This is a genomic window from Oceanobacillus arenosus, assembly GCF_003369575.1.
GTDB lineage: Bacteria > Bacillota > Bacilli > Bacillales > Amphibacillaceae > Oceanobacillus > Oceanobacillus arenosus.
The window spans coordinates 307064-330069 of the sequence record NZ_PIOC01000017.1 but is presented as its reverse complement, the minus strand read 5'-3'; the positions used below and the strand labels follow the sequence as shown (position 1 = coordinate 330069).

General features: G+C 37.3%; 25 protein-coding genes. 10 read left to right on the top strand and 15 right to left on the bottom strand.

From position 1 onward, the window contains the following. Positions 1 to 54 precede the first annotated feature (54 nt). Positions 55 to 1644 carry a glucose PTS transporter subunit IIA gene (locus CWR48_RS12365; RefSeq protein ID WP_115773537.1) on the top strand — a complete coding sequence of 530 codons (1590 nt, stop codon included), beginning with the start codon at positions 55 to 57 and terminating at the stop codon, positions 1642 to 1644. Between the two features lie 85 nt (positions 1645 to 1729). On the opposite strand, the gene CWR48_RS12360 is transcribed toward CWR48_RS12365, so the two are convergent. The 4 genes from CWR48_RS12360 to CWR48_RS12345 form a co-directional block, all read right to left on the bottom strand. Beyond that, complete coding sequence (locus CWR48_RS12360) at positions 1730 to 2026, bottom strand: hypothetical protein (protein WP_115773536.1); 297 nt, start codon at positions 2024 to 2026, stop codon at positions 1730 to 1732. A 519-nt stretch (positions 2027 to 2545) separates the two neighbouring features. Next, a complete protein-coding gene (locus CWR48_RS12355) occupies positions 2546 to 3172 on the bottom strand; it encodes a flavodoxin family protein (protein ID WP_115773535.1) in 627 nt (208 codons plus the stop codon). Between the two features lie 379 nt (positions 3173 to 3551). Beyond that, the gene (locus tag CWR48_RS12350; RefSeq protein ID WP_115773534.1) at positions 3552 to 3692 is read right to left on the bottom strand and encodes a YjcZ family sporulation protein; all 141 of its coding nucleotides are present in this window, start codon (positions 3690 to 3692) and stop codon (positions 3552 to 3554) included. A gap of 31 nt (positions 3693 to 3723) precedes the next feature. Next, positions 3724 to 3834, bottom strand: coding sequence for a YjcZ family sporulation protein (locus CWR48_RS12345; protein WP_115773533.1), 111 nt, complete (start codon positions 3832 to 3834; stop codon positions 3724 to 3726). 196 nt (positions 3835 to 4030) lie between these two features. On the opposite strand from CWR48_RS12345, the gene CWR48_RS20830 reads away from it, so the two are divergent. Next, positions 4031 to 4297 (top strand): hypothetical protein, encoded by a 267-nt coding sequence (locus tag CWR48_RS20830; protein ID WP_115773532.1) that lies wholly within the window; start codon positions 4031 to 4033, stop codon positions 4295 to 4297. Positions 4298 to 4408: 111 nt separating this feature from the next. On the opposite strand, the gene CWR48_RS12335 is transcribed toward CWR48_RS20830, so the two are convergent. After that, entirely contained in the window at positions 4409 to 5188 is a 780-nt protein-coding gene (locus CWR48_RS12335) for a DUF2268 domain-containing putative Zn-dependent protease (protein WP_115773531.1), read from the bottom strand. Positions 5189 to 5333: 145 nt separating this feature from the next. On the opposite strand from CWR48_RS12335, the gene CWR48_RS21210 reads away from it, so the two are divergent. From CWR48_RS21210 to CWR48_RS12305, 6 genes are all read left to right on the top strand, one after another. Continuing rightward, a complete protein-coding gene (locus CWR48_RS21210) occupies positions 5334 to 5558 on the top strand; it encodes a YppG family protein (protein WP_115773530.1) in 225 nt (74 codons plus the stop codon). A gap of 37 nt (positions 5559 to 5595) precedes the next feature. After that, positions 5596 to 6306 (top strand): class I SAM-dependent methyltransferase, encoded by a 711-nt coding sequence (locus CWR48_RS12325; protein WP_115773529.1) that lies wholly within the window; start codon positions 5596 to 5598, stop codon positions 6304 to 6306. 175 nt (positions 6307 to 6481) lie between these two features. Further along, positions 6482 to 7507 (top strand): AbrB family transcriptional regulator, encoded by a 1026-nt coding sequence (locus CWR48_RS12320; RefSeq protein ID WP_245976795.1) that lies wholly within the window; start codon positions 6482 to 6484, stop codon positions 7505 to 7507. Between the two features lie 147 nt (positions 7508 to 7654). Beyond that, on the top strand, positions 7655 to 8305 hold the full coding sequence (locus CWR48_RS12315; RefSeq protein ID WP_245976794.1) for a TetR/AcrR family transcriptional regulator: 651 nt from the start codon (positions 7655 to 7657) through the stop codon (positions 8303 to 8305). After that, on the top strand, positions 8302 to 8979 hold the full coding sequence (locus CWR48_RS12310) for an MBL fold metallo-hydrolase (RefSeq protein WP_115773528.1): 678 nt from the start codon (positions 8302 to 8304) through the stop codon (positions 8977 to 8979). The genes CWR48_RS12315 and CWR48_RS12310 overlap by 4 nt, the downstream gene beginning before the upstream one ends. Before the next feature lie 46 nt (positions 8980 to 9025). After that, entirely contained in the window at positions 9026 to 9376 is a 351-nt protein-coding gene (locus CWR48_RS12305; protein ID WP_115773527.1) for a YrdB family protein, read from the top strand. Between the two features lie 42 nt (positions 9377 to 9418). Here CWR48_RS12305 and CWR48_RS20430 read toward each other — a convergent pair whose 3' ends face one another. The 7 genes from CWR48_RS20430 to CWR48_RS12275 all read right to left on the bottom strand — a co-directional run bounded on the left by CWR48_RS20430 (position 9419) and on the right by CWR48_RS12275 (position 16273). After that, positions 9419 to 9577: a hypothetical protein gene (locus tag CWR48_RS20430; RefSeq protein WP_170140752.1), complete on the bottom strand. Its 159-nt coding sequence runs from the start codon at positions 9575 to 9577 to the stop codon at positions 9419 to 9421. Between the two features lie 529 nt (positions 9578 to 10106). Then, positions 10107 to 10475, bottom strand: coding sequence for a winged helix-turn-helix transcriptional regulator (locus tag CWR48_RS12300; RefSeq protein ID WP_115773526.1), 369 nt, complete (start codon positions 10473 to 10475; stop codon positions 10107 to 10109). 124 nt (positions 10476 to 10599) lie between these two features. After that, the gene (locus tag CWR48_RS12295; protein WP_115773525.1) at positions 10600 to 11424 is read right to left on the bottom strand and encodes a carbohydrate ABC transporter permease; all 825 of its coding nucleotides are present in this window, start codon (positions 11422 to 11424) and stop codon (positions 10600 to 10602) included. A 21-nt stretch (positions 11425 to 11445) separates the two neighbouring features. Further along, complete coding sequence (locus tag CWR48_RS12290; RefSeq protein WP_115773524.1) at positions 11446 to 12363, bottom strand: carbohydrate ABC transporter permease; 918 nt, start codon at positions 12361 to 12363, stop codon at positions 11446 to 11448. Further along, positions 12360 to 13421, bottom strand: a complete 1062-nt coding sequence (locus CWR48_RS12285) for an ABC transporter ATP-binding protein (RefSeq protein WP_115773523.1) — start codon at positions 13419 to 13421, stop codon at positions 12360 to 12362. The genes CWR48_RS12290 and CWR48_RS12285 overlap by 4 nt, the downstream gene beginning before the upstream one ends. Before the next feature lie 4 nt (positions 13422 to 13425). Then, a complete protein-coding gene (locus tag CWR48_RS12280; protein ID WP_115773522.1) occupies positions 13426 to 14721 on the bottom strand; it encodes an alkaline phosphatase family protein in 1296 nt (431 codons plus the stop codon). Between the two features lie 208 nt (positions 14722 to 14929). Next, the gene (locus tag CWR48_RS12275; RefSeq protein ID WP_115773521.1) at positions 14930 to 16273 is read right to left on the bottom strand and encodes an extracellular solute-binding protein; all 1344 of its coding nucleotides are present in this window, start codon (positions 16271 to 16273) and stop codon (positions 14930 to 14932) included. A 345-nt stretch (positions 16274 to 16618) separates the two neighbouring features. Here CWR48_RS12275 and CWR48_RS12270 point away from each other — a divergent pair, with 345 nt between their 5' ends. Further along, the gene (locus tag CWR48_RS12270) at positions 16619 to 17674 is read left to right on the top strand and encodes an LLM class flavin-dependent oxidoreductase (protein WP_115773520.1); all 1056 of its coding nucleotides are present in this window, start codon (positions 16619 to 16621) and stop codon (positions 17672 to 17674) included. Positions 17675 to 17691: 17 nt separating this feature from the next. Further along, a complete protein-coding gene (locus tag CWR48_RS12265) occupies positions 17692 to 18258 on the top strand; it encodes an NADPH-dependent FMN reductase (protein ID WP_115773519.1) in 567 nt (188 codons plus the stop codon). Between the two features lie 404 nt (positions 18259 to 18662). Here CWR48_RS12265 and CWR48_RS12260 read toward each other — a convergent pair whose 3' ends face one another. The 3 genes from CWR48_RS12260 to CWR48_RS12250 are packed head-to-tail and all read right to left on the bottom strand — an operon-like array spanning position 18663 to position 22728. Beyond that, positions 18663 to 20525, bottom strand: a complete 1863-nt coding sequence (locus CWR48_RS12260; protein WP_115773518.1) for an ABC transporter ATP-binding protein — start codon at positions 20523 to 20525, stop codon at positions 18663 to 18665. Next, a complete protein-coding gene (locus CWR48_RS12255; protein WP_115773517.1) occupies positions 20522 to 22246 on the bottom strand; it encodes an ABC transporter ATP-binding protein in 1725 nt (574 codons plus the stop codon). Before CWR48_RS12255 ends, CWR48_RS12260 begins: the two co-directional genes overlap by 4 nt. Continuing rightward, on the bottom strand, positions 22243 to 22728 hold the full coding sequence (locus CWR48_RS12250; protein WP_245976793.1) for a MarR family winged helix-turn-helix transcriptional regulator: 486 nt from the start codon (positions 22726 to 22728) through the stop codon (positions 22243 to 22245). Before CWR48_RS12250 ends, CWR48_RS12255 begins: the two co-directional genes overlap by 4 nt. Positions 22729 to 23006 lie beyond the last annotated feature (278 nt).

Below are 23006 nucleotides of genomic sequence, written 5' to 3'. Positions count from 1 at the left end.
AAGAGGAAACCTTTTGCGTTATTCAATATTAAAATGAAGTTTAGGAGAATTATTATGAGTAATCAACCAGAGCAATCAAATATCAAAAAAGAATCATTTTTATCTAAAATTTTAGATGTACTTTCTGGAAGCTTTGCACCTATCATTGGACTACTGGCAGGCGCTGGATTGTTAAAGGCACTTGTAGCGGTTTTATCGATGATAGGTTGGCTATCTTCTGAAAGCGGTACCTATATCGTCTTGTCCGCAGCTGGCGGAGCGGTCTTTTATTTTCTACCAGTATTCCTAGGAATATCCATCGCCAATAAACTTGGTGCCAATGGATATGTCGGAGGGGTTGTCGGTGCTTCACTACTCACACCTGAAATCGTACACCTTGTGGATAACGGTGTGGGTTCAATCGACTTCTTGGGAATGCCCGTCCTGTTGGCGGATTATTCTTCAACTGTGTTTCCAATTTTTATTGCAATGCTAGTTTATGCACCATTGGATAAGCTCCTGAAAAAAATAATTTATAAAGATATTCAAATGTTTATTAATCCAATGATTTCCTTAATCATACTTGTCCCATTGACAATGCTCGTATTTGGACCATTTGGGACTTTACTTGGTGAAGGTCTTGGCTCAATCATTAGTTTCTTAAGCGCTAAAAGTGGAATTCTTGCTGGGGCTGTACTAGGTAGTACATGGACGTTCCTTTCAATTGCTGGTCTGCATTGGACTGTTATTCCTATTGCTATTGCTAATCTTGCAACAGGCTCAGACCCTATTATACCAATGGCAGCTGCTGCACCATTTGCACAGGTTGGGATTGCAATCGCTGTTTTCCTTAAGACTAGAGACAAAGATTTAAAAGCACTTGCTGCAAGTGGGATCGTACCTGGTGGATTAGCCGGGACTACCGAAGCAATTAGCTATGGTATCATTTTACGGTATAGACGAACAATGATCTATATTATTATCGCTGGAGCAATCGGTGGGGCAATTAATGGTGGTCTTGGTGTAAAAATGATAGAATTTGTTCTTCCTAGCTTACTATCGATTCCAGCCTTTTCACCTATTGGGAAATATGTAATCGGGATCGGAGTAGCCTTCTTATTAGGATTTATTTTGACCTATGTATTCGGTTTTGAAGGAAAAGGTAAGAAACAAGCAGATAACTTTAATCATCTTGTCGTCGGCGTGAAACCAGAAACAATTGGCAGCCCATTAGCTGGGAAAGTTATACAGCTATCTGAGGTCGATGATTTACTATTCGCAACAGGAACTGTCGGAAAAGGGGTTGCCATCGAACCAGAAGTTGGAAAAATTATTTCACCCATTAATGGTAGGGTCACTTCCCTATTCCCAACTGGACATGCAATCGGCATTACAACAAATGCTGGTGCTGAAATATTAATTTTTATTGGTGTCGATACCATTAAACTTAATGGGCAATATTTTACATCACATGTTCAACAAGGTGATCAAATCAAACAGGGTGATTTACTTATCGAATTTGACATTAATGCAATTCAAAAAGCAGGTTATAAAACAACTACACCTGTCGTTATTACCAATTCAGAGGAATACTTGGATGTACAAGCGACCCCAGGAACAACAGTTAAACATAATGACGATTTAATTAAGTTAAGAACATTGTAATCTAATAAAGAGCGTGGCAAAGTCGAAAAGATTTGCTACGCTCTTTTCATCTACTGCACTCGTGTTATGTAAAGAGTATAATACCTTATGTTTGATCTGCCTGCATATTAGGTTGAATTCTAATTGTCTCGTGGATGGTTTTAATTTGAAATGCTCTCGATTGTTCTTGGATTACGTCGATTAGATGATTGCGGATGATGAAGTTGAAGTATGTAGAAAGGTCCCCTTTATCCGGCTCGTTTGGTTTGTGTGGACACCACATTGTAAATAGTTCACCATTATAAACTATTTGTCCTGCATCATTCATGCTTAACTTTTGAATATGCTGTATATACCGCTTCTGATTTTGTGAAACTAATTCTTGATAACTATTAAACTTCATCCCCACTCTCCCACCTTTTCCAGAAATATTGATCGCTCCCAACGATTAACATAATGATAAAGATCTCTTTTTTGTATCTTTGTACTCAAATGTAAATTACACCATACTTATTGCCAGCGTTTTCCTTACAAGACAGTAACTACTTTTTATTATAGTTAATTCGCACTATTATTTCAATACAAAATAATACAAATTAACTATTTTTTACAAATAAATTAACAAAATTAGCTAAAAATACCAACTTGAATCGACAAATCGAAATACAAAAATCTTAGTAGCCCCTTCATTCACAACTACAGCTTGCTTTTCAATGTAAGGATTAAAGTAGTCAACTCTATCAATGAGATTGTATGGAGGGAATTTATTCTTTTTATATTTATTAGAAAACTAGGGTTGAGCCAAAACTTTGGATAACAGCCATAATTGCACTTACCTGCTAAAATAAACGCTCCCTATTTCATAATTAGAGAGCGTTTAGATTTCTGATGATTCATTTGTAAAAATAAAGTGCGAGCGTAATTACGCCAATACATTTCCTTCTGTTGGAATTGGATTATTTGCTAAGATCTCCGCTAAATGTACAAGATTATAACTGGCTACTTGGGCATTATTTTTCGTAAATTCGTTTTTATATCCTTCCGCTTCAATATAGGATGGTCCTGGTCCAGCCTCACCGACCCAATAGGAAAGCGGATTTGGCGGTAACGAGAATCCATAGTGCCCAAGACTAAAGAGAATGTCTCTTGCTGCATGTTTCGCACCATCCTCATTTCCTGTCACTACAGCACCTGCAACTTTATTATAATAAACTGGTTGTCCCAGCTCATTCGTCTTAGCCCCTGATCCACTAATTCTTTCCATTACCATCTTAGCAACACTACTCTTCTCTCCAAGCCAAATTGGTGTACCAACAAGAAGAATGTCAGCTTGTTCAATTTTATCCGCAATGATGGGCCATTCATCCCCATTTCCCATATCATCATCCACGCCAAATGCGACATTATAATCTGCCACTCTGATTGTTTCAGTTTCTACTTGTTTCTCTTCAAAGGTAACAATGAAATCCTGCAAAAGCGCATCTGTATTCGATTTTTCATTAGAAGGCTTTAGCGAGCAATTCAAGATTAATGCATTCAACTTATTCAAAACTAACACTCCTTTTTCTTATATTAATATTCTCTTCCCTATCTCAATCTTAAGAAAACATTTATTCAAAGAACAAAAGCTTAAAGCTAGTTTGAGCTGTGTACGGACTGCGCCCCACAGGAAGTGGCGGCCTTAGTCGAACTTCTCCTTGCCTTTTGAGATAAAGAAAACTCTTTGGGAGCGTAAGCGGTTGACTTAGATTACGGAGGTGAGGGAAGCCTCGCTAGGAGCACGGGCGCTGGAGCTGGACGTGGCTATTCTCAGTATTAAAGTTATCTACTGCATTAGAATTTTATAGTGTCCTAAGCAATCAAAAAAATAAGCTATCTGCTGCTGATAGCTTATTTTCCTAAATTATTTCTTATCATTCAACTTCTATTTATAGCCAAGATGCTCCGACAATAATTAGTAAAATAAATAGTACAACGATTAATACAAATCCTCCACCGCCATAACCAACAGTAGGTGCACCATAACCATATCCACCGTATTCACATCCACAATTAGATCCAAACCCCATTTTGTTCTCCTCCTATATGTTTAAATTTATATTAATATACTCCTCCAACAAAGGATGTACCAACGATAATCAGTAAAATAAACAACACGACGACCAATGCAAAACCTCCACCGTAATTTCCTTGACCAACTGCTTCTCCCATGAATATCACACCTCCTCGAACTTTCAATATTAATGTATGCAACGATCACGTAATTGATATGGGCTGGTCTAATCGGATAAATATTAAGTAGCACTATAATAATTCAGCATTTCCCCTGATACACCTGTCCTCTAGATATTCTGATTACTTGCATATACTATCCTGTATTCATTAGCAGGTAATGGAGGTGGAAAGGATGTCTTATGAACAAAACCACGCACTTTGCCATAAATATATGGGAAGAGCTGTAGAGATTAGAATGCGTGACGGAAGAATTCATAGAGGAATTATCCGGCGTGTTGATAATAGAAGAGTCTATTTAACATCAATGGAGAGGAATCGAAATTTTGGCGGGTTTGGATATGGATATGGATATGGATTCGGTGGTTATGGTGGATTCGGCGCGGGATTTGCGATTGGTGCGATTACGTCCCTCGTTTTACTACCTTTTTTATTCTGGTAAAATGATTTATTCCTGCGCTGATTCGGGTTCCATCATGTAATAATAGTTAGAAGCAATGATAAACAGACGAAAAGTATTCGTCTGTTTATCATTTATTTGGGCAATTCAATATTATTTTTCTATTTGTGCCAGTATATTCGATTCAATTGCTAGTAAATCCCTACACATAAGATTTGACGATTTGGAATAATTGCCTATTAAATAATAACCAACACTGTAGCCTAACATGTCTGGATATTTCGTTAGACCAAATAGTATTTCTTTGTGTTTTCGCTCTGCTTTTGCAAGATTTCGATTCGGATAAACATCGTTTTTCCACATATTCTCTAATTTGTCTTCAGAATAATTGGATGCCCAATGTGCTACATAATCTTCCCCATATTTTTCATAAACAGCATGCTCTGCTAGTCCTTCCAAAATAACGGTATCTAGTAATACATAATCCTGTTCCTTTTTATCATAATGCTTTAAGCGGCATACATGATTATATTCATGTGTAAGCAATGCCTTGATTTCAGTGCCAGAGTTATCTGGTGATACAAATAAAAAGACTTTGTCATGAAAGGCTAAACCCGATTTTCGATTAAAACTACGAAATAGCTTGCGATTATTCGATTCCGATGGAAAAATGAATACTGGTACATTTGGGCCTTCCCAGTCTTTCTGTAGCTTTCTCCGTTCCTTCTCAACTAGTTTCCAAACTTCTCTTTCTTGTAAAGACTTCACTTGATCCAATCCACGTTTTGATGGACGATACATTCCGTGTAATGTTAAGTATTGATAAATTTCATATCCAGTAGCACCTGCAAAATATGGAATTAGCTTTTCACACATTTTAATTGGGTCATCATACGAATCGAGCAACCATTTGTCTGTCCGGATAATGCTCATCAGTACACTCCTTTCATCATTTCTATCACTAAATTATGCAAAACAACAGAATCGGTTCAATCAACCATAGGCTGCTTCACTTATTGTAAATCTGTACTTTGAATAAAATATTGGTAGAGCACTGAATAAAGGAGGTGTGTATTCCATGTTTCCACCTAGACAAAGACGTGCATTCCCCCCTCAATACCCTTCTCGGTATCAGCGGAGGCGAACCCAAAGGGCACAGTCACCTAATAATCCAAAATTATTATCTCTATTTCAAGATAATGAAGGAAAATTCGATATGAACCGTATCTTTTCATCCGTCAACCAAATGCAAAGTGCGTATAAACAAGTAAGCCCATTGATTAAAGGTTTTATTAAACGGTAAGATAACCCAATATTGTTAAAGCAGGAGTTGAATAGGCTTGGTCCACACATATCTTGATTTTTTGGCATCCTTTGGTGTTGGCGGTGCACATCCCGGTGCCCTTCAACTGACGAAGCATATCTTCTCTACGATAAATCTTGATGCAACAAAGCATGTATTGGACGCAGGCTGTGGTACTGGACAATCCACTGCATATATTGTAGAAAAATACGGTTGTCTCATAACTGCGTTAGACAATAATGAGATGATGCTCAACAAGGCAATCAAACGGTTTTCATCTAACAATCTGCCTGTTCATACCGTAAATGGGGATATTGAACATTTATTGCTTGATAATGCCTCTTTTGATCTAATTCTTTCTGAATCTGTATTAGCATTTACAACCATCCCTGTCGCATTAAATGAATTGAGGCGAATACTAAAGCCCGGTGGTATGCTCATTGCCGTTGAAATCGTACTGGAGCAACCACTTATTGAAAGTGAAAAGAAATCGATAATAGATTTCTATGGCTTTTCACAGTTACTCACGGAATCGGATTGGCATAACTTGCTAAAACAAGCCGGTTTTAAGCAAGTGTTAATCGAGACATTCAACCAGAAGATAGAAGAAGATAATGTGGAGGATGCACCAGACTTCTCTCCCTCTGATACTATTGATGAACAATTATATGAGATTTTAGCGTATCATCAACATTTATCGAGGACGTACAACGATATATTGGGTTTTCGAATATTTAGATGTACTTGAAAAGTGATCTCCTATATTGATTGGTAGTCCCAGTTTTTTTAACTGGGCTATTTTTTACATATATTGTTCATTTCCGCCTAAATTCGAGGTATGATGAAAATAAAATGTATTTGATTTATCGAAAATATATAGAATAAATGCGTCATACTTATTCACAAAGAAGGAAGTTGATTCAATGTTTTTTTTCCCAATGGCAAAAGCATTCGTGATTGGACTAGTAGGTGCGATGCTTTTTGTATTCATTGGTGCGCCGATGCCGTGGATGCTTGGTCCATTATTTGCGGTTTTACTCACCCAATTATTCACACCAATCCGGCTGAAATGGCCACCCCTATTTCGAAATATTGGGCTTGCCATCACGGGTTATTTGATTGGCTTTGCTTTCACGATTGATGCATTACATAATATGAAACAATACTTTCTACATATGATTATTATCAATATCGCCTTTTTCCTGCTATTTCTACTGATTAGTTTCTTGATAGCGAAGAGAACGGGGGCAGATCAAGGAACCACAATGACATCATGCATCCCAGGTGGATTATCTCAGGTTGTCATCTTTGCAGAAGAGCAAAAAAATATCGATGTGACAGCAGTAACGTTTTACCATGTACTAAGAGTGTTAATCATCGTCTCCATCGTACCGTTTATTGTTACAAGCGAGCAAACAAAAAACGTAACCGAAACGGTGGCTAGCGACTATTCTTTTTATTTAATCGGGATTCTCATCCTTTGTTATTTCGTTGGAATGCTTTGTAATATGCTCCATATTCCTACTGCTTATTTACTTGGAGCCGTTTTCTTAATCATGTGTTTTAATCTAGCAAATATCGACGTACCAATTATGCCAACCTCGCTCTTGCATCTCGCGCAGTTATTTCTCGGCATATACATTGGGCTTCTTTTAAAGAAGGAAGATATGAAGCTTTCCAAAAGGCATATTTTCTATTCGTTTGTATCAAGCGGCATCCTTATATTTTTTGCATTCATTATAAGTATTCTCATGCAAAAGCTGTCTAACATGAGCTTCTCAACTAGTTTTTTAAGCGTCGTTCCTGGTGGGCTTGATCAGATGGGTATCATTGCAGCTTCTGTACATGCAGATGTAACGATTGTAACTGCATTTCAGCTGTTCCGAATATTATTTCTGTCGACATTGGTTATTCCATTTGTGAAACTCGTAGTGAATCGTAAGAGCTAAAAATAGATGTTAGGCTACTTTTCATTTTTGTCTAAAATTCCCCATTATTTTATTGACACCAAAACTAACCACCGGTTATAATATAACCAGCGGTTAGTTTTGGTTTTTATTTTGGCTGAAGAACAAGTTATACCAAAGAGAAATGAGATGATAATCATCATGAATAGCAAGCAATCACACCGTTCAGAGGAAACAAAAAAAGCAATTCTTTCTGCTGCTGGAAAGCTTTTTGCGAGTAAAGGATATGACACTGTTTCGATGAGGGAAATCGCAAAGCAGGCAAACTGTTCCCATACCACTATTTATCTTTATTTCAAAGATAAGGAAACATTACTTCATCAACTTTCCATGCCTTCACTTACACATTTAAAACAAAAAATGCAAGCGATTGTTCAATTAGATGCTAAAATGCCGGAAGATAAATTAAAGGAAATTAGCAATCAATTTATACACTTTTGTTTAAATAATAAGAACCTATACACCATTTTTATTAATGTAAAATCTACACGTATAGATGAACAAAAGCCGAAGCTAGAAATTAATCAATTACGCTTAGAGATTTTTAGCATCATGAAAAATGTCCTTGGGGAATGTTTGTCTCTTCCAAATAATGATCAATTATTAGCCTACTCACGTATTTTTTTCTATAACTTATATGGTATTTTAAGTACTTACTCTTATCAGCATGAGCCTACCGAAGAATTACTCGAACGATTAATTCCAACATTCGAGCTATCATTGGAAATCCTTATTTCAGGATTTAAATCAAATTTAAAGTTAAGTGAGGAGAAACAATGAAAATAAAAAGAGTTTCAGAACATATTTGGAGTTTAAAGAGCTGGATCCCCTTCCCTATTCATGTTTGGGTTGTTATTGATGAAGACGGACTCACATTAGTAGATACTGGAATACCAATAATGGCTCAAGGAATCATGAAATTTATGAAACAGCATGCGCCACTGCAACTAAATCAAATTCTTCTCACACATGGGCATTCTGATCATGTTGGCTCTTTAAAAACAATATTGAAAGATATGGATGTACCTGTCTATGCACATCAAATTGAGATTCCTTATATGGAAGGTGAGATACTCTACCCGAGACGGAAAAAAATTGAGAAAAATGTTGAAAAAGGCATCGTTCAGGCACTACAAGTCGGTGAACAAGGAGACTTATTTACCATTTCCGGGCTTACCCCTTATTTAACCCCTGGACATTCACCCGGTCACGTCGTTTATTATCATAACGAAGACCAAGTTTTACTGTCGGGAGACTTATTTACCTCAAGGAATGGAAAACTTAAAAAGCCAATGTCTATGTTTACAGGTGATATGGAGGAAGCAATAAATAGTGGCTTGATTCTCCGACAATTAAACCCGAAACAGCTAGAGGTTTGCCATGGTAACACGGTCTTTCATCCTGTTAACCAAATAGAAGCATATATTCAACCATACGGTAAGGGGTTTAAGTAAAGAGCATTATTATTTTGCTTAAAAAATTCAAAAGGGTGTGTGTTCTTTGATTATTTTCCAATATGCTTTATATGCATTATTATTTCTCTTAGAGGTGGCAGGGCTTATTTCATTTTCCTATTGGGGATTCCATTTAGGCAAAGAATTTTTCATTAAAATTCTAATCGGTTTGGGTACTCCAGTACTAGTAGCAATCTTTTGGGGACTATTTCTTGCACCTAAAGCTACCTACCAATTAAACGAACCACTACTTTCAGTTCTTCAACTAATGGTATTTACTTTAGCTGCTGCCGCATTATACTTTTCTGGTAAAAGCTCGCTTGGAATAGCTTATCTAATCACAGTACTTTTAACTAAGTTTTTAATTTATGTAGTAGAACTTAACCATGGTGTGTAGATATTCTTAGCAAAATGAAACCCCAATGATTGGGGTTTCATTTTATCTGCTGCGTTTATTCTTCTTATTATCTAAATTCAGGAACTCACTTTCATTTTCACTTGCAATTTCCACATCACGTTTCGGGCTTGTATCGTATTTTAATCCATGGTTCTTCTGTCTGCCCTTATCTTTGTTGCGATTCTTATTTTCTTCTGACACTCAATAACCCTCCTATTCTCTATCATGTAGTAGAACTTCTCGATTATTATATCCAAGTTTGACATTCTTATTTTGAACCGTAAGTTTCGTCATTAATTAGATAAAATGCGAACTAGTTTAGTACTTAGGGCTCTAAGGATAGTCGCTCCAGAAATACACTACGCGCATCTTAGGGGAGCTGGTGAGCCAACTCACGCTAACGCGCTTCGTAGTCTCACCTAGGCTCTTCTTCCCACAGAAGTCTGCGTGTATTTCTTCCGCTGGGGTTGGAGGAGTCGTATGTAAGAGAGTGACTTATCACTGACAAACAATATTGATTGAAGTGAAAAAATCAAACTCACGTGTGAACGGTAACTACTGTCTAAATCTGAATTTAAAATTATCACTATTCCGCGTTTTATATCATATGTACATTAACATCCATCACTTGAAAAATCAACAACCTTATATAAATTGCACAATATAGATATGTAAAAAAGAGTATGCCTCCACATTATTGTGAAAGACACACTCTTTTATAATCTTTTGCTTACTCCCCACTAGCCGTTTCCATTTTCGACTGTTCATTTTGCTTCTGCCTCTTATGAAGGGTGTGCTTTACTCCCCATTCATGCATTGCATCTAGTATTGGTTCTAAACTTTTACCATATTCCGTAATAGAATACTCCACTTTTGGCGGGACCTGTGGATAGACGACACGTTGAACGATGTCTTCATCTTCTAACTCACGTAGCTGCTTTGTTAGCATTTTCTGTGTGATTTCAGGGATATTACGTTTCAGCTCACTAAACCGTTTCGTCCCTTCTTGTAATAAATGCAATAAAATAATTGGTTTCCATTTTCCAACCAAAATCCCTAGGGCATCTTCTACACGGCAATATTCCGGTAATTTTTCCATTTAACATTCTCCTTAGTATCTTTTTTAACACTATATCAAGTTACGTCTATATATCTAGACTACGCTATATAACTAATAGTAGCATCAAGAAGATAAAATCGAAAGTTAATTGGAAAACAGTGACTTATCCTTTCGTACCTCCCTGTGCCACACTGCTTACAATACTTTTTCGCATAAATAGGAACAAAATAACCATTGGTAGGATTACGATCGTTGAAGCAGCCATTAATACTTCATAACGTACGCCACTCTCAGAAATAAATGCGTATAATCCAAATGGTAATGTTCGATTATTCGTTGTATTTGTGACAAGCATTGGCCACATAAACGCGTTCCAGCTCGAGATCGCATTAAGAAGCAAGATTGTAATGATTGCAGGCTTAGCAATTGGCACCATGATCTTCCATAAATATTTCCAATTACTTGCTCCATCAATTCTAGCTGAATGGTATAGGCTATCTGGAATCGACTGAAAGAAGTTTCGTAATATATACGTGTAAAAAATGCTTGATGTGAATGGAATAATCATCGCTGACAATGTATCGATTAATCCCAAATCTGCAATCGTCGTATAGTTTGTAATAATGAGCATTTCAAATGGAATCATCATTAACGATAGCAACAAAGAAAAAAGGACCTCTTTGCCAGGGAATTTAAGCCTTGAAAAAGCAAAAGCTGCAAGTATCGTTGTAATCCCCGTTAACACAACATTAAAGAATGCAACGATTACAGAATTTAAGAAGTACCTTGCAAATGGTGCTGTTTCAAACGCGTAAATGAAATTATCAAATGTCAGTATACTTGGCCATAGTGTCGGGGGTGTCGTATTTACTTCTGCAGCAGTCTTCAGTGAAGAAATAAACATCCAGAAAAAAGGAAATACCATCGTGATTGCTCCAACTATCAGTAAAAGATAGATTAATATTTTTCCAAATTGTAATTGTTTCATCTCGAGTTCCTCCTTCCTTCCCTAATAATTACTCCATTTTCTTTGAATAAACAATTGAATCATCGTTAAGATAAACACAAGTATAAATAGAATCGTCGCACTAGCAGCGGCAGGCCCCAACTCCCATTTAACATAGAACATATCATATAAATAATACACAACCGTGTACAAGGAATATGCTGAGCCTGGACGCCCGTTAAATAACGGAAATAATTCATCAAATACTTTCGATGTATTAATAATATTAATTATTAATACAAGCCCGATAGTTGGTGCAAGCAACGGAACGGTGATCCTGCGAAATATTCTGAAAGGCTTCGCACCGTCAGCCCTAGCAGCAACATAATATTGTTCATTAATATTTTGCAATCCCGACAGTAATAAAATAATCGTAAAAGGCAAGATACTCCATATCCCGTAAATTATAAGTGCTGGCATATTATATTTTGGATCATTTAGCCAATTAATCGCATCCACATTGAAGAGGGTAAGTAAATAATTGATAATCCCATAATCAAAGTTATACATCCACTTCCATACTAGCCCTACCGCTGTAACAGATGTGACCATTGGTAAGAAATAGGCCGTTTGAAAAACGCCATTGAATTTAATCTTTTGATTTAATAATACTGCAATAATTATTGCTAGCGCAGTAGAAATCGGTACAACTGTAAACATATAGATACCTGTATTCTTTAATGAATTAATAAAGTTTTCGTCTTGGAAGATCATTCGGTAATTTTCTAAACCATAAGATAAAAACTGTTGTGATAAAAAATTATAACCCTCTTGAAAAGAAATTAATAAAACATTAATAAAAGGGTAGACGGTAAAAATAATGATTCCAATTAAAAATGGCGCTAGAAAAAGTAGTGGTTCTAAAAAGGTTCGTATTGTCAGCTTGGGTTTATCGATATCTCGCTTAATGAATTTCTTCAAAAATAACGAACTCCCGTCTCGGCATCAAATAAGAATATGCCTTTTTGCTTGAATCCTACCTGAACTCGTTCGCCAATCGCAAGCTCAATATCCTCTCCAACATAACCGCGAACAAGCTTCGTTCCAAGGTTAAATATGGCCAGCTTATCCCTTCCAAGTGTATAAATTTCCTTTACAGTTGCACTTGTTGATACTTTTTCTGGATTCATACGAATTGTCTCCGCACGAAATGCTAGCAATACCTGTTTCCCATCTTCAACGGAATGTGGTATTTCCAAATCAAGTGTCATACTTTCATCTGCCAAAACAAATTTCCTGTTCTTTACGACACCATATAGTTTATTAATTGGTGGCGCACCGAGAAAATCAGCTACAAAGGCATTTGCAGGATTATCATACAGCTCATTTGGACTTTCATATTGCTGTATTTCCCCTAATTTAAATAATGCGACTGAATCGGCAATACTACTAGCCTCCTCTTGGTCATGTGTTACAAAGATTGTCGTCACATTTGTGTCTCGCTGAATTCTGCGGATTTCTTCACGCATTTCAATCCGTAATTTTGCATCCAAATTACTTAATGGTTCATCTAGTAATAAAATATCAGGATTTTTCGCTAAGGCACGCGCAATCGCAACTCGTTGCTGCTGTCCACCAGAAAGCTGGGCAGGCTTACGCTTTACAAAATCCTCGATATGTACTAACTTTGCCAATTCCATTGCCCGCTCCCTGCGTTCTTTTTTTGGAATTTTTTTAATTTCAAGTGGAAAGCAAATATTTTCCAGTACCGTCATATGCGGATACAATGCGTAGTTTTGGAATACCATCCCGACACCACGACGATCGGGAGGTAGATTCGTTACATCTTTGCCGTCGAAAAGTATTTGTCCAGTTGTACTGGGAATGATTCCGGAAATCATGTTCAACAATGTCGTCTTACCACATCCACTTGGCCCGAGAAGTGCAACTAATTTTCCACTTTCCACTGTCATTGATAAATCATTTACCGCGGTTGTTGTGCCAAATTTCTTCGTTAAATTATTTATGTTAATTTCCATACGATTACCTCAATATCTCTTTTATTAGATTTCCGTCTGTATCTTTCATTTCCAACCCTAACATGTACGCCATTGTTACTGCCTCATCCACCATAAGTCCCTTGTCTACTACAACACCCGGCTTGATTGCTGGTCCACTTGCAATGAATGTCGTTGTTTCCTTTTTATGCGGTAATCCGCCATGCGAGCCTTCACCGATTTTCTTATCGCCACGCTTTTTCTTTCCAAAAATACGATCGCCAGACCAGTCTTCATTAAAGGAAATGGCCCCTTCCCCTTCAATTACAAAATCAAATGGTCCTGTTAACTTAAACTGAATTTCCGCTTCTTCTTTTGTAAAGATATAGCGTAAATTTATTTCTGGATCTTCTTTTAATGAAAGCAAAAATTCATGGACTTTTTGTTTCATGGCAACGTCATTCGGATCTTTCAATTCTATCCATGCCGATAGTCCATTAGAATGACATAATGCATCATAGTCTTGCAAACTTCCATCCTCATTTAGGCGTAGGAACCCATGTTGTTTTAATAGCACATTGAAATTCAACACGAGATCGACATCTGTTTGGCCATGATCACCAAGGATAATGAAATTGGTATTATCAAAATCCCCATATCTCTTAATTGATTCAAGTAAAACACCAAATTCCTCATCATGCTTACGGAGCTGTTCTTTTGTTTTTTCGTGGTAAACACCATAATTATGACGAATTGTATCAAGATCACACATTTTAACAAGCATTACATCTGGTTGCTCATAATCACGAATAATGTCAGGTGCTAAAGCCATCGTAAACAGATCTAAGCTTCGATCTTCTCCCTTTATGTACCGACCATGATTCCAGAAATACTTCTCCAGTAACTCTGCTGAAGCTGTATTTTCTAGAAATTGCTCAGGTTGATACCCTTTATACATATATGGCACAATCATCGGCATATTCAAATCATAATTAGCACCACCTGAAACGGGCCAGCTAATCGAACAGGTTGTCAGGCCATTTCTCGCTGCAATATCAAGAAGTGTATCTGCCTGAACATCGTTTTTCATTGTAAACCAAGGGGAATGGAGCTTTCCACGAGCTACTTTCTCATTTTGATTCACTCCGTGGTTCATTGGATATTTTCCAGTAATGATCGATGTATGACATACATAAGTAATCGATGGATATACTGGCTCAACATGTTCCACATAGGACCCCGTTTCAAATATTGTGCTGAAATTCTTTAATGTTTTCATATATTCAATATCGCTCGAGCATAAAGCATCCAAGCAAAAAACGAATAACTTTTGTTTATTCATCTGTTTATTCCTCCAATTAGAAAACTTTGTTGCTTTTAGGAAGTTCTTTCAAAAAATGCCCAAAAGCAAAACTGGCTCCTTGTTGTATTTGGCTGGATAGGCATTCGAAACTTCATGGTTAGATAAAGTATTTGAACGATTACCCCAATCAATTACTTAACAAGGTCAGCCAGTTTTAAAATAGTATTTTATGCCTAATCTTTTCTAATTATTGTAAATCCGCATTACTCGCAGACGCAGCATCTTCTAATGCTTTCTCAGGTGTCTTCGTTTCTAAAGCTGCAGATTGTACCATTTCATCAATATGAGTTAGTACTGAAGATGCTCCCTTAACGCTTGGAAGATAACCAATAATCTCCATTTGTGGAATCAATGCTTGAATCGCGATATTTGAATCAATGTATGCTTGATAATCTGGTGAATTAACAGCATCCTGGAACACTGGTACAGCACCATAGGCCATTGTCCATTCTGTCATTTGTTCAGGTGCTGCATGGAATCTCAGGAATTCATATGTAGCCTTTTCCTTAGCTTCATCTGACTTGAATGCAACATATCCATTCAACCATGATGGGAAAAATTCTTCTGGTCCTTCTTGAGGAATAGGTGCAACATCAAATTCAAATTGATCTGCTACTGCTGAAGCAACAAAATCTGCTCCGGCACTTGATCCAATATAACTTGCTACCGCTTGAGAGCCAAACGGATTAGAGAAATATTGATCTTCCCCAACTAAACGGAAGTTACCTTCTTTTACGTTTCCAGTAAACCATTCTAGTTTCTCTAACCCAATTTCATTATTAAACTCAACTGTTTTCGATTCTGGATTAATATAATCGGAGCCGCCTTGCATCACTAAGTCTGTAAATAAATCGGTAACAGAGTCTGCTCCAAATGCTGCATTACCAGTTTTTTCTTTAATTGCACGACTATTTTCTTCCAACTCTGTCCATGTCGCAGGTGCTTTAAGACCTAATTCATCATATAACGTTTTATTGTAGAAAAATACTTGACCTGTCACGTGAATTGGGAATAGATAAACAGAATCATCTCCCCATTGCGTAATCTCTTGGTAAATACCTTCTGGAATATTGTCTTCGAAGTTCTCCATCCCTATCTCAGCATCATTAATATAAGGTGCGAAATCAACAATCATATCTTCATCAAGATAATTAACGACATTCGAAGGGAAAGTTCGAACTAAATCAGGACCCGTGCCATTTCTTACTGCTTGCATTAATTTAGAATCAAAATCCTGGTATGGCTGTTCTTGAGCAACAACAGTAATATGATCTTGTGAATCATTAAAATCAGAAATAATTTTCTCTAATGCTTCTTTATGATGCTCTGTTAGTGTATGCCATAAAACGAGTTCCACATCTTCCTCTGACGCTTCTGCATCTTCTTTCTTTTCTTCCGCTTTTCCATCTGAACTACTTTCTGCTGTTGCATCGTTTTCTGTTCCTTCTGTTTTTGGCGCTTTCTGTGAACCACATGCCATTAGAGATAATGCGATTATGATAAAAATTGCAAGTAAGCTTAACTTTTTCATGGTAATCCTCCATTTGTTTTAATTGAAATTATCTTTAATACGATAGAACGAATATGTATACAGTATTTTCTAATGAATCATCCTTTCAGCAAGTTTCAACAATTTACTACTAATAATACAATTTCATTATATCTATAGATTGTTAATTAGAAGTAAAATAGAGGTAAATTTAGTGTGAAGATGGTTATTGCGTGTTTAGAAAGTTTTGATTATTCACAAGCACTCGCTATAGTATCTTTCAGGATACTATGCCACTTTAAAGTACATACTTTTATCATTTTTCATAAAGTACTATACTTACATTATAGCTACGAAAAATTAAATATATAAAAGGATGAATAATAGATGGAGAAATATCGAATAGATCAAAGGAAAGGATTAGAATTTGGAATTTATACATTAGGTGATCACATACCAGATCCTAATACAGGCAAAAGGATCTCAGCCGAACAACGAATTCATGAAATTATTGAATTAGCTAAAATTGCGGAGCAAGCCGGAATTGATTTCTTTAGTGTTGGTGAAAGCCATCAGGAATATTTTACAACACAAGCACATTCCGTTGTTCTAGCCGCAATTGCTCAAGCAACAGAAAAAATTAAAATCGCAAGTTCATCGACGATTATCAGTACATCTGATCCAGTTCGTGTCTATGAGGACTTTGCAACGATTGATTTGATTTCTAAAGGACGCGCAGAAATTATTGCAGGTCGTGCATCACGAGTAGGACTCTTTGATTTATTAGGCTATAAACTACGTGACTATGAAGAATTATATGAAGAGAAGTTCGAGTTATTATTGAAAATAAATAAAGAAGAAGTCGTTAATTGGAGTGGGCAATTCCGTGCACCGTTAAAAGATGCAAGCGTTCTTCCTCGTCCGAAATCAGGTCACCTGCCAATATGGCGTGCTGTCGGTGGTCCACCTGCTAGTGCGATTAAAGCTGGATATGCAGGCGTGCCAATGTTCCTCGCTACTTTAGGTGGACCAGCTACAAGCTTTAAATATTCAATTGAAGCTTATCGTGAGGCTGCTCGTCAGAACGGTCACAATCCAGCTGAGCTTCCGATTGCAACAGCTGGATTCTTCTATGCGGCAGAAACAACGCAACAAGCACAAAGAGAGTATTATCCATATATTAATGAAGGAATGAAAGTCACAAATGGACGTGGCTATCCAAAACAGCAATTTGCTCAAGGTGCAGATCCTAGAGACGTGATGAACATTGGCAGCCCTCAGCAAATCATTGAAAAGATACTTTATCAGCATGAACTATTTGGCCATCAACGTTATATCGCCCAAATGGACTTCGGTGGCGTTCCTTTTGATAAACTGAGAAAAAATATTGAGTTGATTGGCACCGAAATTTTACCAGCTATTAAGAAACATACTGCAAAATAAAGAAAGGACTTGAGAAAATGAAAATCGTTGGTATCTGCGGTTCTATCGTTGGCACAAAGACGAGAACAGCAATGAATTATACTGTTAAAGCTTTAGCAGAAAAGTATCCGTATGTTGAAGTGGCTATACTTGATTTAGCGGATTATGATCTTCAATTTAGTGATGGGCGTAGCTACCTCGAGTACGAAGGTGATACGGGATTTGTAACGAAGACGATAATGGAAGCGGACGCCATAATTATTGGGACACCAATTTTTCAGGCATCCATCCCTGCAACATTAAAGAACATATTTGATCTACTTCCTGTAGATGCACTTCGTGATAAAGTTGTCAGTATGCTTGTGACAGCGGGTTCGCCTAAACATTATTTAATTGCTGAACAGCAATTAAAGCCAATTTTGTCTTATATGAAGGCACAATTGGTGCAAACATACGTATTTATTGAGGAAAAAGACTTCTATCGAAATGAAATCATTAATGATGATATATTATTCCGGATTAATCGTTTAGTGGAAGATACCGTCGTCTTAACGGAAACATATTCAAAGATCCGTGAAGCAAAGGAAGCTGAATATGGATTCTAAATTTTTGAGATTGTCTCCCTATTACACTTATCATTTAGTCAAGTTCATTCATTAAGGATATTTACTTAAAAACCAAAGATGCGCCCCCCATTTCTATTATTCTTTAGAATGGAATGCGCATCTTTTATTCATTGCTTAGGAAACTATAAAATTGGGTGCTGTGGATAACTTAATTACTGAGAATAGCCACGTCCAGCTCCAGCGCTAAAGCTGTAGCGAGACTTCCCTCACCTCCGTAATCTAAGTCAACCGCTTACGCTCATCGTGCTTCCTTTATCTAAAAAGGCAAGGAGAAGTTCGACTAAGGCCGCCACTTCCTGTGGCAACGTCGAACCACCCCACATCCTGTGGGGCGCAGTCCGTACACAGCTCAAATGGGCGCTTGCGCTTTTGTTCTTTAAGGCTTAGCCTGCCGTTCTTTCAGAAAATTGACTATTATATAAGTCAGCATAGAATCCATTTTTCTCTAGTAATTCTACATGTGTCCCTTGTTCTATAACTTTTCCTTGGTCCATGACAAGAATGATATCTGCATCCCTTATCGTAGAAAGACGGTGGGCAATGACAAAACTTGTTCGTCCCTCCATCAATCGGTTCATTGCTTGTTGTATAAATACTTCCGTTCTTGTATCTACACTTGAGGTAGCTTCATCCAGAATCATGATTGGCGGATTTGCAAGAACAGCCCTTGCGATAGTTAGCAATTGCTTTTGTCCTTGAGAAATATTCGATGCCTCTTCATTTAGGATCGTTTCATATCCATCTGGCAATGTTCGAATAAAGTGATCAGCATGAGCTGTACGTGCAGCAGCATATATTTCTTCATCTGTCGCGCCTTCTTTCCCAAATGCCAAATTCTCCTTGATCGTCCCATTAAATAGCCATGTGTCCTGGAGTACCATACCAAAACTATTCCGAAGATCTTTTCGTGACATATTCTGTATGTCTATCCCATCAATCTTAATCTTCCCACCATTTACTTCATAGAAGCGCATCAATAGATTAATCATCGTTGTTTTTCCTGCACCCGTTGGTCCAACGATTGCAACAGTTTGTCCAGGATGCACGTCAATATTCATGTCTTGGATTAATAGGTTTTCACCATATCCGAAGTCTACATGCTCAAAAGCAACCGCACCTTTTGCTCGTGATAATTGTATAGACGTATCTTCTTTTACTTCTTCCACTTCATCAAGTAGTTCAAAGACCCGTTCAGCTGCTGCAACTGTCGCCTGAATAATATTTGCGATATTAGCAGTTTGCATTATTGGCTGTGTGAACTGTTTGGAATAAGAAATAAACGCTTGAATATCACCAATTGAAATCGCACGTTGTGTCACTAAAATACCACCAACAACACAAATAAGCACATAGCTTAAATTACCAATGAAAGACATCATCGGCATGATGATACCGGAAATAAATTGTGCTTTTGCACCAGCTTGATACAATTCCTCATTAACCGAATCAAACTGTTCTCCTGCTTTTTTTTCATATCCAAATGCCTTTACAACTTGATGACCAGTATATATTTCTTCGATATGACCATTTAATTGACCAAGCGTACGCTGCTGGTCAGCAAAATGCCTTTGCGATCGTTTTAAAATAGGCTGAATGACAAATATAGAAACAGGTAAGCTTATTACAGTTATTATAGTTAGGATTGGACTTATCGTTAACATCATAATAATCACACCTATAATCGTGACGATTGAAGTGATGAACTGTGTTAAGCTTTGCTGTAACGTCGTTCCAATTGTATCAATATCATTCGTAACCCTGCTAAGCGTCTCACCGTTCGAATGTCCATCAAAATATTTAAGCGGAAGTTTCTGAAGCTTATCATTAACATCCTCTCGAAGATCATACACCGTTTTCTGAGCAACATCAGACATTAAATACTGTTGCAAATAGGTGAATAGGCTGCTAAAAATATATAATCCGACAAGAAATAACAGAATCTCGCCAATTTTTCCGAAGTTAATTGCAGCATCTGGTATCCCTTGCAGCTTGCCATATGCCCCTTCAAATAGTTCAGTAATCGCTATACCAGTAAGCTTTGGACCGATAATCGAGAAAATTGTACTTAAAATAGCCGCAAAGAAAACTGCGATTAATTTATTACGGCGTGGTTTCAAATATTGAAGGAGACGCTTCAATGTTCCTTTAAAATCCTTTACCTTCTGTCCGCCCATGACCATGCTGCCGCCACCCGGGCCATGACCAGGACCTCTTCCGTGAGCTGTTGGCCCGCTTTTACTGCTCATGCGATCTCCTCCTCTGTCATCTGGGACTCTACAATTTCCCGGTAGACATCATTTGTTGCAAGTAGTTCTTGATGGGTACCCATGCCGACCATATGGCCGTTTTCTAACACAATGATGCGATCGGCGTCGATTACTGTGCTCACTCGTTGGGCAACCATTATTACCGTTGCATCCTTTGTTTCGCCTTTTAGTGCTGCTCGAAGGTTTGCATCTGTCTTAAAATCGAGTGCAGAGAAACTATCATCAAATAGATACAATTCTGGTTTACGCACAAGTGCTCTCGCAATTGCTAGACGTTGTTTCTGTCCACCAGATAAATTCGATCCACCTTGCTCGATTTCAGCCTGATACCTATCTTCCATTTTCATAATAAAATCTTCTGCTTGTGCAACCCTTGCAGCGTGTTCTATTTCCTCTTGTGTCGCATCCCTTTTTCCATAGCGAATATTATCGGCAACTGTACCAGTGAACAACATGGCCTTTTGTGGAACAAACCCAATTTTCGATCGAATTTCCTCTTGTGTCGCTTCACGTAAGTCAACACCATTCATTCGAATAGTTCCGCTTGAAATTTCATAAAAACGTGGAATTAAATGGACAAGCGTCGATTTTCCTGAACCTGTACCACCAATGATAGCAGTGATTTCACCAGGTCCCGCTTTAAAATTAATATCCGTTAATGCAGGTTCTTCTGCACCAGGATAACTGAAGTTTACATGTTTAAATTCAATTGTTGCTTTCTCCAGATTGGCCTCCTTATCACCTTCATCAAAGAACGAGGGTTGCATTTCTAGTACTTCATTGATCCTATTTGCAGATACTGCAGCACGTGGAATCATGACAAACATCATGGATGCCATCACAAGCGCAAACATAATTAGCATAACATATTGGATAAACGCCATTAGATCGCCAACCTGCAATACTCCATCATCGATTCGAATCCCACCAAACCAGATGATTGCAACCACTGTTAAGTTCATCACAAGCATCATGATAGGCATCATAAATGCCATCACTCTATTTACTTGAATGGAAACGTCGGTTAAACTCTTATTTGATTTTTTAAGACGTGCATTCTCTTGATTTTCACGGTTAAATGCGCGGATAACACGAATTCCCGTTAGATTTTCACGTAATACAAGATTTAAGTGATCTAATCGTGTTTGCACCTTTTTAAAGAGTGGCATTCCTTTTTTAAAAATAATTAATATAGCAGCGATTAGCACCGGCATCGTAATGATTAATACAAGTGATAATTTCGCATCCATAGATAATGCCATAATAATTCCACCAACCAACATAATTGGTGCACTAATTACCATTCGCAACATCATGATTACAACTTGTTGCACTTGCGTAATATCATTCGTTGTTCTAGTTATTAGGGATGCTGTGCCAATCTCATCAAATTCCTGCAGGGAGAATCTTTCAACATGATTAAAAACCTTTTGCCTTAGATCACGTCCAAGCCCCATTGCCGATTTAGCAGAATAATAACTTGCCAGAATCGATGCAGCAGCACCCAGTGCCGAAACGAATAACATGATCCCACCAATTTTCCAAATATAAGGAATGTCGCCGATTACAACCCCTTTATCAATAATATCTGCCATTAACGTCGGTAAAAAAAGATCTGTCATTGTTTGAGCAAAGATAAGAACACAAACAAATAATACCATCCACTTATAGCGGGATAAGTTCTTTAATATTTTTATCATTTCATTTCGTCTCCCTGTGTGGTTTGATATGCTTCTAAATTCTTAGCAATTTGAAGATGCATATTCAGAAGTTCTTCACGCTGCATGTTTGATAACGGTTTGATTGCCGCTTGAAATAACTCGTGAATTCCACCATTTTGAAGGTGAATGTCTTTAAAATAGCGCTCACCCTTTTCTGAAATTATCAAGTTCATTTCCCGCCGATTTCCAACCACTTGCTGACGCTCTAATAGCCCTAAACGAACCAGACCATCAACCGCTTGACTCAATGTACTTTTAGGAAGGAAGCTTTGTTCTCCGACTTTTTTTTGCGTCATCTCTTTAGAATGGATAACGATCATTAATATCGTATATTGCGGAACAGTTAAATCATTTTCTACCGCTATATTTTGCACGATTCGTACAATATTTTTATTAACACTGAAAAAAGAATGTAATAATTGACTAGATTGCATCAATTGATTTTTTTCATTTTCATTCACGTTTATCCCCCTATTAAACCGTCTAATTATGAACCGTTCATTTTGGAACTATTATAATTTACTTCTTTTTCTCAGATTAGTCAAGCTGCATCTTGCTCCCAAATTTTATCTAAAATAAGGTTTTATGTTTCTCGTTTCTACAAGTAAAAGGGATAAATATCATCTTCTTCTATAGCAAGATTCCTTATTTTCCACTATAATAAAACGTTGGCAAGGATAAATTGAAGAACGATCATTGTTTATGTGGCAGATGAATTTCCCGCCACCAAAATTTTCAA